Annotated in this window: 17 protein-coding genes; 9 read left to right on the top strand and 8 right to left on the bottom strand. The window is 62.0% G+C overall.

All coding sequences use genetic code 11. The features are described from left to right. Positions 1–72: 72 nt before the first annotated feature. Positions 73–723, bottom strand: coding sequence for a hypothetical protein (locus RCCGE510_RS19310; protein WP_007632701.1), 651 nt, complete (start codon positions 721–723; stop codon positions 73–75). Positions 724–929: 206 nt separating this feature from the next. Between RCCGE510_RS19310 and ftsE the strand changes: the two genes are divergently transcribed. The 4 genes from ftsE (at position 930) to RCCGE510_RS19290 (ending at position 4,374) form a co-directional block, all read left to right on the top strand. After that, the gene (ftsE, locus tag RCCGE510_RS19305; protein WP_003567051.1) at positions 930–1,589 is read left to right on the top strand and encodes a cell division ATP-binding protein FtsE; all 660 of its coding nucleotides are present in this window, start codon (positions 930–932) and stop codon (positions 1,587–1,589) included. Then, a complete protein-coding gene (locus RCCGE510_RS19300) occupies positions 1,582–2,595 on the top strand; it encodes an ABC transporter permease (RefSeq protein ID WP_037079224.1) in 1,014 nt (337 codons plus the stop codon). Before ftsE ends, RCCGE510_RS19300 begins: the two co-directional genes overlap by 8 nt. 67 nt (positions 2,596–2,662) lie before the next feature. After that, entirely contained in the window at positions 2,663–3,379 is a 717-nt protein-coding gene (locus tag RCCGE510_RS19295) for a YdcF family protein (RefSeq protein ID WP_037079221.1), read from the top strand. Positions 3,380–3,576: 197 nt separating this feature from the next. Beyond that, the gene (locus RCCGE510_RS19290; protein WP_007632695.1) at positions 3,577–4,374 is read left to right on the top strand and encodes a 1-acyl-sn-glycerol-3-phosphate acyltransferase; all 798 of its coding nucleotides are present in this window, start codon (positions 3,577–3,579) and stop codon (positions 4,372–4,374) included. A gap of 60 nt (positions 4,375–4,434) precedes the next feature. Here RCCGE510_RS19290 and RCCGE510_RS19285 read toward each other — a convergent pair whose 3' ends face one another. After that, positions 4,435–4,965, bottom strand: a complete 531-nt coding sequence (locus RCCGE510_RS19285) for a gamma-glutamylcyclotransferase (protein WP_007632693.1) — start codon at positions 4,963–4,965, stop codon at positions 4,435–4,437. Positions 4,966–5,015: 50 nt separating this feature from the next. Between RCCGE510_RS19285 and RCCGE510_RS19280 the strand changes: the two genes are divergently transcribed. Further along, positions 5,016–6,032: a DUF2125 domain-containing protein gene (locus tag RCCGE510_RS19280; RefSeq protein WP_007632691.1), complete on the top strand. Its 1,017-nt coding sequence runs from the start codon at positions 5,016–5,018 to the stop codon at positions 6,030–6,032. Positions 6,033–6,100: 68 nt separating this feature from the next. On the opposite strand, the gene RCCGE510_RS19275 is transcribed toward RCCGE510_RS19280, so the two are convergent. The 3 genes from RCCGE510_RS19275 to RCCGE510_RS19265 form a co-directional block, all read right to left on the bottom strand. Then, entirely contained in the window at positions 6,101–7,027 is a 927-nt protein-coding gene (locus RCCGE510_RS19275; RefSeq protein WP_007632689.1) for a prephenate/arogenate dehydrogenase family protein, read from the bottom strand. Further along, positions 7,024–8,121, bottom strand: coding sequence for a histidinol-phosphate transaminase (gene hisC / locus RCCGE510_RS19270; RefSeq protein ID WP_192815325.1), 1,098 nt, complete (start codon positions 8,119–8,121; stop codon positions 7,024–7,026). The genes RCCGE510_RS19275 and hisC overlap by 4 nt, the downstream gene beginning before the upstream one ends. A gap of 88 nt (positions 8,122–8,209) precedes the next feature. Beyond that, positions 8,210–8,986 (bottom strand): class I SAM-dependent methyltransferase, encoded by a 777-nt coding sequence (locus RCCGE510_RS19265; protein WP_007632685.1) that lies wholly within the window; start codon positions 8,984–8,986, stop codon positions 8,210–8,212. Positions 8,987–9,039: 53 nt separating this feature from the next. Between RCCGE510_RS19265 and gloB the strand changes: the two genes are divergently transcribed. Then, a complete protein-coding gene (gene gloB / locus RCCGE510_RS19260) occupies positions 9,040–9,810 on the top strand; it encodes a hydroxyacylglutathione hydrolase (protein WP_007632682.1) in 771 nt (256 codons plus the stop codon). Next, a complete protein-coding gene (locus RCCGE510_RS19255; protein WP_007632680.1) occupies positions 9,810–10,232 on the top strand; it encodes a cupin domain-containing protein in 423 nt (140 codons plus the stop codon). The genes gloB and RCCGE510_RS19255 overlap by 1 nt, the downstream gene beginning before the upstream one ends. 2 nt (positions 10,233–10,234) lie before the next feature. On the opposite strand, the gene RCCGE510_RS19250 is transcribed toward RCCGE510_RS19255, so the two are convergent. After that, positions 10,235–11,122, bottom strand: a complete 888-nt coding sequence (locus RCCGE510_RS19250; RefSeq protein ID WP_007632677.1) for an EamA family transporter — start codon at positions 11,120–11,122, stop codon at positions 10,235–10,237. A gap of 30 nt (positions 11,123–11,152) precedes the next feature. Beyond that, positions 11,153–11,929, bottom strand: a complete 777-nt coding sequence (locus RCCGE510_RS19245) for a DUF3108 domain-containing protein (protein ID WP_007632675.1) — start codon at positions 11,927–11,929, stop codon at positions 11,153–11,155. A 243-nt stretch (positions 11,930–12,172) separates the two neighbouring features. On the opposite strand from RCCGE510_RS19245, the gene rpmB reads away from it, so the two are divergent. Together rpmB and RCCGE510_RS19235 are read left to right on the top strand one after the other, a co-directional pair. Then, a complete protein-coding gene (rpmB, locus tag RCCGE510_RS19240) occupies positions 12,173–12,478 on the top strand; it encodes a 50S ribosomal protein L28 (RefSeq protein ID WP_007632672.1) in 306 nt (101 codons plus the stop codon). A gap of 111 nt (positions 12,479–12,589) precedes the next feature. Continuing rightward, complete coding sequence (locus tag RCCGE510_RS19235; protein ID WP_007632669.1) at positions 12,590–13,225, top strand: VUT family protein; 636 nt, start codon at positions 12,590–12,592, stop codon at positions 13,223–13,225. Between the two features lie 70 nt (positions 13,226–13,295). Here the strand turns inward: RCCGE510_RS19235 and RCCGE510_RS19230 are convergent, their stop codons facing one another. Further along, positions 13,296–14,315: an esterase-like activity of phytase family protein gene (locus RCCGE510_RS19230; protein WP_007632667.1), complete on the bottom strand. Its 1,020-nt coding sequence runs from the start codon at positions 14,313–14,315 to the stop codon at positions 13,296–13,298. Positions 14,316–14,330 lie beyond the last annotated feature (15 nt).

Below are 14,330 nucleotides of genomic sequence, written 5' to 3'. Positions count from 1 at the left end.
GCCAGCCATGAAATTAACCGGATTGGCGCGACTTACGGCCGGAAGGTTCCCCAATCGACGTCCGAGCGCTCCCTACGGCAGGAACGAAAGCCGGACCTCCGGCAGTTTTCCGCCGGCATGCTGCACACGGGCCGAGAAACCCCGGCTCTGTCCGCCATAGATGACATCGGCCGGCGGATTGATGACGATGCTTGCGGTCAGCCGCTCGTCGGTGACGAGATCGGCACGGATCGGATGCACCGTCTGCGTCGTGCCGCTGTCGTTTTCGAGGATGCCGTTGATGACGAGCATACGCATGCCGTTGGCGTCGCGCGGCGCCACCGTCACATGGGTGAAATGCAGCGGCGCCCCGGAATAGGCCGGCTCGCCGGAGAAGCCGGAAAAGCCGCCCGCAAGCCCGAAGACGAGCAGGGCGAGCGCCAGTACCAGCCCTGCGAAGCTCCGCATCGAGGGGCGCTGCAGGAAGGCTTCCAGGTCGCGGAGAACAGTTGCCGTCACTGGTGTCAGCGCCGGCTGCGCCGCGCGAGCGCCAGCCGCGCGCTTGCGGTTGTCGTTATAGGTCCTTGCGGCAAATTCCTTCGGTCGGACTTTGCCGAGGGTCACGAATTCGGCGTCGGAAATATCGGCAGGACGCGCCGCGCGGTACTGGCGCGCGGCGGGTTCCGGCGGCAGGAAATCATAGGCCTGGCCCGGCGTCCGGCGGCTGAAGGAGGATGCTTCCATGATGGCTGCCTCGCAGATGTCCACATGGTTTCGCTGCCAGGGGAAATCTTGGCATTGAAACGAATCTCGCTCAGTCGTAAATTTTAATGGTTAATGCTTCGCAAAGATCGCCATCAAACGGGCGTCTTTCCGGCAAAATTTACCGGCTGTTAACGGTGTTGGTTAACAAGTCACGCGGTGAAACCCACAACAGACTGAGCTGCCCGTTGATCCACTTCGAGAATGTCGGTTTGCGTTATGGCATGGGCCCGGAAATCCTCCGGGACCTGACCTTCGACATTCCGAAGAAATCCTTTCAGTTTCTGACCGGCCCATCGGGCGCCGGCAAGACGTCGCTGCTGCGGCTGCTCTTCATGTCGCTGCAGCCGACGCGCGGCCTGATCCGCATGTTCGGGCGCGACATTTCCGAAATCCCCCGCCCGGAGCTGCCGCTGCTGCGCCGCCGGGTCGGCATCGTCTTCCAGGATTTCCGCCTCCTCGATCATCTGACAACCTATGAGAATGTCGCCTTGCCCTTACGCGTGCGCGGCAAGGATGAGAGCTCCTACAAGACCGACGTCCTGGAACTGTTGAAATGGGTCGGCCTCGGCGAACGCATCAACGTGCTGCCGCCCGTGCTGTCCGGCGGCGAGAAGCAGCGCGCCGCGATCGCCAGGGCGCTGATGGACCGGCCGGAGGTGCTGCTTGCCGACGAACCCACAGGCAACGTCGACCCGCCGATGGCCAAGCGCCTGCTCAATCTTTTCCTCGAGCTGAACCGCCTCGGCACCGCCGTTGTGATCGCCACGCATGACCTGGCGCTGATGGAACAGGTGGAAGCTCGCCGCATGATCCTCTCGGGGGGGCATCTCGATATCTATGACTGAGCCCGCACCCAGAAACCCGGACAAGTCGTCGGTCAAGGCTGAGCAGAAGCGGCCGGAAATGCGCGTGCGTCCGACTGCGCCGATCCTGCCGCCCTCCAACATCCAGGGCAGTGCGTTGATGGTGGTGATCGCAATCATGGCCTTTCTCGCTTGCCTGACGCTCGGCGGCGTCAGCATGGTGCGCTCGACGGCTGCAAGCTGGGAGAGCCAGATTTCCCGCGAAATCACTATCCAGATCAAGCCGGACGACAATCTCGACATGGAAAAGGCGCTGACCCAGGCGCGAGACCTGGCGCTGACCTTCGTCGGCACCAAGGGCGGCCAGATCGTCGACGAGGCGGCGACCGCCCGCCTGCTCGAACCCTGGCTCGGCCCCGGTCTCGATCTCAAGGATCTGCCCGTTCCCCGCCTCGTCATCATCACCATCGACGAGAGCAATCCACCGGATTTCGATTCGATGCGGGCGCTGCTGAAAGACAGCATACCGCAGGCCAGCCTCGACGATCACCGCACCTGGGTCGATCGGCTGGTGTCCATGGCGCACACGACCGTCATGATCGGCACGGGCATCCTGCTGCTGGTTTTCACGGCGATGGTGCTCACCGTCGTCTTCGCCACGCGCGGCGCGCTGTCGGGCAATCGTCACGTCGTCGAAGTGCTGCATTTCGTCGGCGCCGAAAGCTCCTTCGTCGCCACCGAATTCCAGAAGCATTTCCTGAAGATCAGCCTCAAGGGCTCGGCAATCGGCAGCGCCCTTGCCGCTCTCTTCTTCGCCACCGCCGGTTTCTGGCAGAGCCGCACCCTCGCCACCCCGGAAACGGACCAGGCAACAGCGCTCTTCGGCACCTTCTCCGTCGGCGTGCTCGGTTATGCCGGCATCTTCGCGACGATGATCGTCATTGCGCTCCTCACCACCATCACGGCACGACTGACCGTCATGCAGACGATCTACGAAATCGATACATTACGCTCGGACCCGACCCGCACCGACGGCATCGCAAGTTGATCGTGACCATGCCGTTTTGCCATGAAACCGTCTGTTCTGCGCCGCAATCAGCGTATAGTCACGATTCATGACCATGGGAGATACGACACCCAACCCGATTCACCAGGACCCAGGGCTCGACCGCCCGGCGGGTTTGCCGCCGCGGCGCGGTCTGATCCGCCGCCTGCTGCGTTGGGGCGGTTTTGCCTGCGTGCTGGCGATCGCCGTGGTGTTCGGCGGTTTCCTGCGTTTCGCCGATTCGGTGACGACGCTCAAGCCCCCGGCCGAGCCGAAGGCCGATGCGATCGTGGTGCTGACGGGGGGTTACCAGCGCATCGACCAAGCCGTGGAACTGCTGCAGAAAGGCGCCGGCAAGCGTTTGCTCATTTCCGGCGTCCACCCGACGACCACGCCGGCGCAGATCCGCAAAATGACGCAGGGCTCGGCCGATCTTTTCTCCTGCTGCGTCGATATCGGCTATGATGCGATCGACACGATCGGCAATGCCGAGGAAGCTTCGAACTGGATCCACGCCAAGGGATACCGCAGCGTCTTGATCGTCACTAACAACTACCACATGCCGCGAAGCCTTGCGGAACTCTCTTATGTCGATCCCGATATCGAGTTCATCGCTTATCCCGTGGTCAATTCGGATTTGAAGAGCCGCAACTGGTTCACCGACCCGAATGCGATGCGGGTCATGCTTGCCGAATATGTAAAAGTGCTGCTGACCGGCGCCCGCAACATCACCGGCTTTGGTCGCCACACCGGGCTGCGCTCGGCAAACGCGTCCGGCGAGAACTGACGCTTTTGCTGGAGCATGACGCCGGAAAGTGTGAGCGGTTTTCTCATGACATATGCTCCAACTCTTTAATTTAGAACAGGATTCAGATTTTAGGCCCGGCCTAAAATCTGAATCCTGTTCTGGGACGTCATCAAACGCTTTTTATGCCGAGCAATATCGTGTAGGCCGGTCGCGTGAGCATGCCTCGGGAAAGTTACATGATCGCCCTGCGTTCCGTCCTCTTCAACACGATCTTCTACGCCAACCTCATCATCCGGATGATCGTTCTCTCGCCATACTATTTCCTGGCGCCCCGACTGACCGCCTATGCGATCCCGAAGAATTGGGCACGCTCCAACCACTGGCTGATGCGGGTGATCGTCGGCACCACCTTCGAGATCGAAGGCCTGGAGAACTTGCCCGACGGTAGCTACATCCTGGCGCCGAAGCACCAATCCTTCTGGGATACCTACGCGCTGCTGCCCTGGCTGAAGGACCCGGTCTACATCCTGAAGCGGGAGCTGATGTGGATTCCGCTGTTCGGCTGGTATGCGAAAAAGCAGCGGGTGATCCCGGTTGATCGCGGCGCCCGCGGCAAGGTGATGGTGGAGGTGTTGAAGCGCACCAAAGAAGAGCTTTCGACCGGCCGCCAGCTGATCATTTATCCTGAGGGGACCCGTCGCCCGCCGGGCGCCGAGCCGGTCTATAAGTATGGCATCGCCCGCATGTACCGTGATCTCGCCATCCCCGTGGTGCCGATCGTCATGCATCCCGGTCTCTTCTGGCCGCGGCGCAGCATTCGTCGTTATCCCGGTCATTTCAAGGTGAGTATCCTGCCGCCGATCATGCCGGGAATGGATCCGGACGCGTTTTTCGCTCATCTGATCGAGGTGTCGGAGCGGGCAAGCGACGAGCTTCTACTTGAAACCGTAGAACGCAATCCGCATGTGCCGCTGCCCCCGACCGCAGTCGAAAGGCTGGCCGAGCTGCGCAGGCTGAAGACGGCGACCGCCTGAAGCATGTCGCGCAACACTGCGCAGCGGTTTTTGCGATAATAATCGCGGCGCCTGTGAGGATCAGGCGGCGCGCAGCCGCTCCACTTCGTCGACGACCTGCTCCAGCCAATGGTCGCGGATGCCCATCTGCTTCAAATGCATCGCCGTATTGAAGACATAGGCATCATTCGGGCCCGACTGGCCCTTGGCCCGGTTCACCACCCGCGCCGCCTCAAATGCGTCGAGCGTACCGGCATATTGCTCATGGTCGCGATCAGCAATGTAGGTAACCGCCTCGACCCTTCGGCCTCCGGCAAATTGCAGCCGCACCCGGCGCTCCAGGTAGACATTGGTAACCAGCTCGCGGGCGCGCAGATAATCGATCACCTCGTCCCATTTTTCCGGGGAAATGCGGAAAGCCATGCCGCGGCAGGCGCCGCCCCTGTCGAGGCCGAGAACCAGGCCCGGACTGTCGCGCGTACCGCGATGGACAAAGGAACGGACGCAGAGCGAACGCCGGTAGCCGTAGATCAGAGCCTCTGCGCGCTCCATGAACTCGAAGCCCGGATTCCACATCAGCGAACCGTAGCCAAATACCCAAATTTCGTCCATATCGCACGCCAGACCGGAATCACATTTACGATTCACCATTGGAGAACATCATGGCAGCGTCAAGCCAATCCGGCAGCAGCCAATCCAGCAGCGGTAAAAAATTCTGGTTGCTGGGTGGCGGCGTTCTCCTAGTGATCGCGCTTTATACCGGCGGCTGGTTCTATGCGGCATCGACGCTGAAGACCACGGTGCTGAAAGCGATCGCGCCGCGCGACCAGGCAGGCGTCAGCGGCGAATGCTCCGATATCGAATTCCGCGGCTATCCTTTCCGTATCGGCCTGTTCTGCTCCAAGATCGATGTCGACGACCACGTCAACGGCGTCTCGGCCACCTTCGGCGCGTTGCGCTCGGCAGCGCAGGTCTATGCACCGGGCAATATCGTCTGGGAGCTCGATTCGCCGGCCGAAATCCGCACCAGCAATGGACTTTCGATCTCGGCCCAATGGGCAGACCTGCAAGCAAGCCTGGCAACCAGGATGCGGGGCGTCGACAGCAGCTCAACGGTCATCACGGGCCTGAAGGCGACGGCGATCTCTTCCTTCACCGGCCAGACCATCAGCTTCGATGCCGCTCGCACCGAAATTCATCTGCGCCAGAACGGTGCCGATCTCGACGGCGCGATCTCGGTGCAGGATGCCAACACCGCGATCAAGGACTGGCCGCAAATCTTCCCGAAACTGTCTGCCAGCATCGATCTCACCGTCGCCGGCAAAGCCGGCCTGATCGACGGCAGTGATCCGAACGGCCTCAACGGTGCCGCAGGCGAACTGCGCCGCATCGTCGCCGACATTGGCGACGGCAAGGTGATGACGCTCACCGGCCCCTTCTCCTTCGACGAGCAGGGTCTGCTCTCGGGAAAATTCAAGCTGGAGATCGAACAGCTCGGCCCCTGGGGCGACAGCCTGAAACAGGCCTTTCCGGATATCGCCTCGACCGTCAAAACGGCGACCAAGCTCTTGAAATCGCTTGCCGGCGGCAAAGACAAGGTCTCAGTCGATCTCGTCGTCGATCACGGCAACGCCACCGTCAGCGGCTTCATCCCGCTCGGCCGGATCCCGCCGATCTGACCCAAACAATGATGAAGGAAACCCGGAGGTGACGTGCTCGCGCGCGCCACCTCAACCATCGCGGATGGCTACTTCTTGTTGTCCAGCGCGTGGCGGCCGAAATCAGGCGCGTCGACATCCTGGCCGGCCTGGACGATCGAGCGGCGGATGGCGCGTGTGCGGGTGAAAAGTTCGAAGATCTTGTCGGCCTCGCCCCAGCGGATCGCGCGCTGCAGATAGGCGAGATCCTCCGAGAAGCGCGCCAGCATCTCAAGGATCGCATCGCGATTGTGCAGGCAGACGTCGCGCCACATGGTCGGGTCGGAAGCCGCAAGTCGGGTGAAATCGCGAAAGCCGGAGGCGGAGTATTTGATGACTTCCGACTCGGTCACCGTCTCCAGATCGTCGGCGGTGCCGACGATGTTGTAGGCGATGATATGCGGTAGGTGCGAGACGATCGCCAGCACCTTGTCGTGATGCTCCGCATCCATTTCGTCGACCTTAGAGCCGAGTGCTTCCCAGAAGCTGCGCAGCCGCTTCAGCGCCGTCTCGTCGGTACCGGCGACCGGCGTGAAGATGCACCAGCGGCCTTCGAAGAGGCCGGGGAAGCCGGCATCGGGGCCGGATTTTTCGGTGCCGGCCAGCGGGTGGCCGGGAATGAAATGCACATTGTCAGGCATATGCGGCAGCATCTGCGCGATGACCGAGGCCTTTGTGGAGCCGACATCGGTGACAACAGCCCCGGATTTCAGGTTTGCCGCTATCTCCTTCGCCACACTTTCCGAGGCGCCGACCGGCACCGAGACGATCACCAGATCGGCATCCTTGACGGCATCGGCCGAAGACGTCGTGTAGCGGTCGCCGAGACCGAGCTCTTCGGCCCGCTTCAGCGTATCGGCGCTACGCGTCGCGACGACGATCTCCTTTGCAAGGCCGAGCCGCCTGATGTCGTAGGCAAGCGAAGAACCGATCAGACCGATGCCGATCAGCGCGATACGATCGAACTGCACGTTCATGCCTTGCGTCCCATGAATTCGGTGAGCGCGGCGATGACGCCGCGGTTGGCCTCTTCCGGGCCGATGCTCATCCGCAGCGCATTGGCAAAGCCATAGCTGCGCACGGCGCGCAGGATGTAGCCGCGGCTCGTCAGCAGATCGTCAGCATCGGCGGCGCGCTTGCCGTCGATCTCGGGGAAATGGATGAGGACGAAATTGGCGACAGACGGCGTCACCTTCAGGCCGATCGCTTCGAGCGCCTGGGTCAGCGTCTCCACCCACATCTGGTTGAAGGAGACGGCCTGCTGGATGAACGCCTGGTCGCGGATCGCCGATGCACCGGCGGCGATTGCCGGCGCGTTCAAATTGAACGGCCCGCGGACGCGGTTCACCGCGTCGACGATCTCGGCCGGCGCATACATCCAACCGACCCGCAGCGCCGCAAGTCCGTAGGCCTTCGAGAAGGTGCGGGTCATCACCACGTTGGCATTGGAGGACACGACCTCGATGCCGGCTTCATAATCGTTGCGGCGCACATATTCGGCATAGGCAGCATCGAGCACGAGCACGACATGCTTCGGCAACCCGGCCTGCAGGCGGCGGATTTCGCTGACTGGGACATAGGTGCCGGTTGGATTGCCGGGATTGGCGATGAAGACGATCTTGGTCTTCTCCGTCACCGCGGCAAGGATCGCATCGACATCGACGGTATAGTCCTTCTCCTTGACGACGACAGGCGTGGCGCCGGCGCCAAGAATCTGGATCTTGTAGACGAGAAAGCCGTGCTCGGTGATGATGCCCTCGTCGCCGGCGCCGAGATAGACGTGGCAGAGCAGGCCAAGCAGCTCGTCGGAACCGTTGCCGCAGAGAATGTTTGCCGGGTTGAGGCCGTGCACGGCGGCAATCGCCTCGCGCAATTCAACCGCCTGCCCGTCCGGGTAACGCCCCAGATTGTCGGCAGCCGCTTTGAACGCATCGATCGCCTTCGGGCTGGCGCCGAGTGGCGTTTCGTTGGACGAAAGCTTGTAGACGCGGGCAACACCCGGCGCATGTTCCTTGCCCGGCACATAGGATGCGATATCGAGAATACCGGGACGCGGAACGGGCTTGCTCATCTCAACGCTCATGGATCGACCTTGGAAATGCCGGAAATTACCAGTCGCATTAAAGCGGAATGCGGTTCTTGTCGAGAGCCGGGCGGCGTCACCGGCTGCGTGTGGTCGGCACGCCATGCGGCGCCAGAACCGGCACGAAGACACGGCGGGAGGCGCGTGCGGCGACCGGCAGCCCCTGATAGAGCCGCTTCTGCGCCTCGACGATGATGACGCCCGAAAAAGCCGGCCACAGCGTCCGACCGATCCGCTCGAAGGCGCGGCGAAGGCGCAGGATGGTCCTGAGCTTCGAGGGCGGGAAGAACAGCGCTTCGGCCGTCGCGCCGGGCGTGAAATTCGTCTCGCGCAGCAGATGTGTCAGCTGGCCGCGCGAATAGGGCCGGCCCGAGCCGAAGGGCGTGTGCTCCATGCGGGCCCAGACGCCGCGCCGGTTCGGCACGACGATGATCAGCCGTCCGCCCGGCGCCAGCACCCGCCAGAGTTCCTTCAGCGTCTCGCGCGGGTTTTCGGCAAATTCCAGCGAATGCACCATCAGCACCCGGTCGATCGAGGAATCCGGCAGCGGCAGTTCCTCGTCGAAAATCAGCGCCGTCGACGAGAGCGAGCCCATCGGCCAGTTCACCGCGCCCTGCCCGGCCGGCATGAAGGCGAAAGTGCGCTCGGTATCGGCCTGGAAGCGGTCGAGGAAGGGCACGGCATAGCCGAGACCGACCAGGCGCTCCTGCGGCAGCCGCACCCAGAGCGAAGACAGCGCCATGGCGATCGACTGCTCGGCAAGGCGCCCGAGCTCGGAGTGGTAGAACTGGCGTAGGTCGACGATATCGGCGTGCATTGCGATAAATGTTATCAGCGGGCGGTTGGACTTCAAGGCCGGAACCTCTACATTTCCGCGAGACTCGCATGACAAGGGATTATTGAACGATGAAACCTTTGGAATTAGACATTTTTCTCTGCCGCACCGACAATTTCGGCGTCCTCGTCCACGATCCGGAGACAGGCTTTACCGCGGCGATCGACGCACCGGAGGAGGCGCCGATCCTGCAGGCGGCGACACGTCGCGGCTGGAAAATCACCCATATCTTCACCACCCATCATCACACCGACCATGTCGCCGGCAACCTGGCACTGAAGGAGCAGTTCGGCTGCGAGATCATCGGCCCGATCAACGAGGCGATCGCCATTCCCGGCCTCGACCGGACGATGGCCGACGGCGACAGCTTCCTTTTCGGCGATCACACGGTCAACGTCATCGAAACACCCGGCCACACCGCCGGCCACATCTGCTATCACTTCGTCGACGACAAGCTGCTCTTTGCCGCCGACACGCTGTTTGCGCTCGGCTGTGGCCGGCTGTTTGAACGTCCGGCCGCCGACATGTGGCATTCGCTGCAGAAACTCGCCGTGCTGCCCGATGAAACCGCCGTCTATTTCGGCCACGAATACACCTTGTCCAATGCCCGCTTCGCACTGACGGTCGATCCCGGCAATGAACGCCTGAAGAGCCGCGCCGCCGAGATCGAGGCCTTGCGCGCCGACGGCAAATTCACCATACCGACGACGCTGGGCCTGGAAAAGGAAACCAACCCGTTCCTGCGTGCCGCCGATCCGGCGATCCGCCGCAATCTGCTGATGGAAGGCAAGACCAACGAGGAGGTCTTTGCCGAGATCCGCAAGCGCAAGGACAATTTCTGATGTCTCCGGAAGACATCATCCGCGAACTCGCCATGCAGCCGCATCCGGAAGGCGGCTGGTACGCCGAGACCTTCCGCGATACGGCGGGTGGAGAACGCGGCCACTCGACGGCGATCTATTATCTCCTGACCAGAAGACAGCGCTCGCACTGGCATTGTGTCCATGACGCGGTGGAGGTCTGGCATTATTACGCCGGCGCGCCGCTCTCGCTGCATCGCTCCGAAGACGGAACGGCAAGCGAGACCCTGACGCTCGGAACCAACCTGCCTGCCGGCGAGCGGCCGCAGGCGATTGTTCCGGCCAATTGGTGGCAATCGGCCGAAAGCCTCGGCGATTTCACCCTTGTGGGATGCACCGTCTCACCCGGCTTTGCGTTTTCGAGCTTCGAGATGGCGCCATCAGGCTGGGCGCCCGGCGGCTGAGATCATTCCGCCACGACGGGCGGCTGGATCTCGGGGCGGAACATCTCCCGGGCGGCGAGCACCGCCCCGCCGGTGACGAGCAGGCAGGCAAGCGCGATGCGCCAGCTCGGCTCGGCAAATCCGAACAGCGTCAGGATCAGCGTCGAAAGCAGCGGTGCGGCATAACTTGCCGCGCCGAGGATCTGGATATCGCCGTTCTTGACGCCGTAATCCCAGGCGTAAAAGGCAGCCCCGACCGGCAGGAGGCCGAGCCCGGCGACGGCGAGCCATTCGAAACCCGTCGCCGGCCAGACGGTCGTCTCCAGACCGAGATGGCAAACGAGCGACAGGATCGAGGTCGCCAGGCAGAAACCGGTGACGACATCGGTGGAGACGGCGTCGAAATGCCGGGTCAGCAGCGAGTAACCGGACCAGGTGAAGGCGCAGAGGAAAGCGGCAGTGTAACCGACGGCATAGGCGCCGTTAAAATCGATGCCGTTGCGGCCGACGATCAGGAAGGTGCCGCAAAGCCCGGCCAGCGCGCCGGCGACATGATACCAGCGCAGCCGCTCGCCCGGCAGCAGCGCCGAGCCGATGACGATCAAGAGCGGCCAGAGATAGGCGATCAGCCCCGCCTCCACCGCCGGCGCGTTTCTGAGCGCGGTGAAATAGAGAAAATGATAGCCGAACAGCCCCGCAATACCGGTCACCCAGACCTTGGCCGGCTGCTTCAGCAGCGCCAGCCGCGACGGGTTGAGGGCAAGCACCACGAGGCCGGGAAGGCTGCCGATTGCAAAACACACCGCAGAAAGCTGGAACGGCGGCATCTTGCCGGAGGCGGCCGTCAGCAGCGCCAGGAACGACCACATCAAAATGGCGGTAAAACCGATCAACGTCGCGCGAAGCTTCACCCGTCCCCCTTTGACGGAGGATGATCTCCGTCAGCTGCTGCCGTATTTGACGGCAGTGATCGTCACCATTCCATATTCGGTGGGAATGCGCACGTAGACGGGAGCGTATACATTTGCCGCCTCCGACTTGGCAAACCAGATTTCCATCCGGTCGCTCTTGCTGAGATAGACGATGTCCTTGCGGCCCTTCTTATAGCCCGAGCGCGGCACGAAGCGCACGCTGCAGACGGTCGCCTTGCCTTTGAAGCCGTTGGTCGAGAAATCCTCGTCGCCCTTCGGCGACAGCACCAGATCCATGCGCGTCTCGCCGTCGAAGATCGGCAGGGTCTGCGAGCAGACCTTGGTATCGCCGGTGAAGATCAGGCCGGAGATCGGATCGAGCACCGAGCGCATGTCGCGCGGCGTCACGTCGATCCAGTTCTTCGGACGCTTCGGCGGCGGTGTCGTCGTCGCCGAGACGATGTTGCCGTCACGGTAGCTGACCTCGTAAACGCGGGCTTTCTTGCCGCTCTTGTAGTACAGCGAATAATTCTGCGCCTGCAGCCTATCGTTGCGCACGACGCCGGTGACGCTGGTTTTGGCCGAAATCGTCGTGATCAGATCGGCAAGACCGGCCGAGTTGATGCTGCCGGCAATATTATAGCTATGATCGTCCTCGATCTTGGTCAGGAAGGCGGCGCGGGCGATCGGCAGGCCGGCAAGCGTCACCCGGTATTCCGTCCGATGCTGGATTTCGGCCGCCGATGCCGGTATGGCAAGCAGCGCTGCGATGGCCGAAATGAAAATCCGTCTGCCCGAATGAGCCATGAATCAAGCCTTGTCTTGCCGCGCGCCGGCAGCCTTTGCCAGAGCGCTCTATACTCCTGCCATGAAGGGAAGAAAACAGCAGCTTTTTGACAGAATTGCGGGAAAGGCCAAGGTTTGGCTTGACGCGCGCAGCCTGCCTGACTATAGAACCGCAACTTTCCAATCATGCCCGTTGGATTGCGCGCCTGGTTTTGACCGGGGATGGCAATTCGATGGCCCGACAAAAACAAGAATAGGTGTTCCATGTCCCGCGTGTGCGAATTGACCGGCAAGGCCGTCCTGACTGGTAACAATGTCAGCCATGCCAACAACAAGACCAAGCGCCGGTTCCTGCCGAACCTGTGCCAGGTAACCCTGATTTCCGACGCCCTCAACCAGCGTTATCGTCTTCGCGTTTCGGCTGCAGCCCTTCGCTCCGTCGAGCATCGTGGCGGCCTCGATGCCTTCCTGCTGAAGGCCAACGAAACCGAACTGTCGATGCGCGCGCGCCTGCTGCGCCGTCAGATCGTCAAGAAGACCGCCGAAGCAGCCGTTGCTGTTGCTGCATAAGCTTCTGCCCTTCTTTCATACGGCTTTAAAGGCTTGAACGGATGATACCGGACAAGCCTTTTGCTTTGCCGGCCCATCGCTCCAACTGGTGGCATCACCCAGGATAAAAAAATGCTGAAGACCCGCTATACCGTCGCCTATGTCGCGCTGATGACGCTTGTCGTCGTCGCCTCCAACTTCCTCGTCCAGTTTCCACTGAACGCCGAAGTCGCCGGCATCAACCTTGCCGACATCCTGACCTGGGGCGCCTTCTCCTATCCGATCGCCTTCCTGATCACCGATCTGACCAACCGCCAGTTCGGCCCGCAGGCAGCCCGCAAGGTCGTCCTTGCCGGCTTCGTCGTCGGTGTGACGCTCTCCTTCTTCACCTCGGCGCCGCGCATCGCCATTGCCTCCGGCTCGGCCTATCTCGCCGGCCAGCTGCTCGATATCGCCGTCTTCAACCGCCTTCGCCGTCAGGCCTGGTGGCGCGCACCGCTTGTGGGATCGCTGATCGGCTCGGCGCTGGATACGGTAATGTTCTTCTCGCTGTCCTTCGCCGCGTTTTTCGTCTTCCTCGGCCCGAACGAGCCCTTCGCGCTGGAAGCAGCACCCGTCCTCGGCGTCTTTGCGACGGAAGCGCCGCGCTGGATTTCCTGGGCGATCGGCGATTTCGCCGTCAAGATGATCGTCGGCCTCGTCATGCTCTTGCCCTACGGCGCGCTGATGAACGTGCTGCGGCCGATGCAGGCAGCCCGCGCCAGCTAATTCAAGCCGCTGTAACACTTTGAATCCACGCATCGGCCCGCAAATCGATTCCGATTATTGGGCCGATGCATCAGTCTGACGCTTTGTGTGCGGTCTCTTCGGTCAGCCGGAATTCCAGCATCAGATTGCGCTGCAGGATCGAATGATTGTCGTCCGACACCAGGATGATATGGGTGGTGCCGTCGGCGGCCTGGAACGTGTCCAGCCCTTCCATATTGTCGATCTGAGAATTGAAATTGCCTTCGAGCAGCAATTCGCCGTCGACGACGGCGCCGGGCCTGATATCGCCGCCCTTGATGCGCCGAATCCGCATGCCGATGCCTTCGGCCATATTGAAGCGGCGCTCCAGCAGCAGAAAGTCGCCGTTCGGCAGGAAGGCGCCGTCGGTGACGTCGAAGCTGCCATCCCGCGCCACCGAGAAACGCCCTTTCAGCGGACCGTTCAGAATAGCCGCGACCCGGTTGCCGTCGCTATCGAGACCGCGTTCGGAGACGATCACCACGCCGCCCTTGAGCGCGCTCGATGCCGGCGCCACGGCGATGGTCTCGATGCCGCGGTTGTCGCTCAGCATCTTCCGCGGGATGAGGATGGGCAGAGTGGCGATCGCGCCCGAATCGGAAAACCCCGGATCGGGATAAACATCGACGCGGTGATCCTGCTCGAAGGAGACCAGGATCCTGTTGCCGTCGAGCGCCAGACCCTCGGCATCCATATGCCCCTTGCCCTCGAAGCTGCGCCCGGCGATGTTCTTCATCGGGGTGATCTCGACATTGGAAAGACCGGAAAGCCTGCCCTTGGCGTCGCGCTCTGTGCTGCCGGTCAGCCATTGGCCGGTATCGAGCACGACGACGAAATTTTTTTGATCCGGCCGGAAACGGATGGAGGAGAGCGAGCCGAACAGGGCTCGGCTGGAAACCATCTCCAGCCCGCCGAGAAATTCCAGCGACCCGAAGTTCGTCTGCGGAGAGCCGATCCTGAAATCAGAGATTTGCCGGCTAATGACCGGCACGTCGCCGGCCCATGATGGAGAAGCGCCGGCCGCGATGAAGAGAGCGATCGACGCCGCACGGCAAAGGCGCTTGCCCGTCATTCCGAATGCTTCCCT

Source organism: Rhizobium sp. CCGE 510 (assembly GCF_000292525.1).
In the GTDB taxonomy this organism is placed as follows: Bacteria; Pseudomonadota; Alphaproteobacteria; order Rhizobiales; family Rhizobiaceae; genus Rhizobium.
Note: the sequence above shows the minus strand (reverse complement) of the source record. Positions and strands in the feature narration are given on the sequence as shown.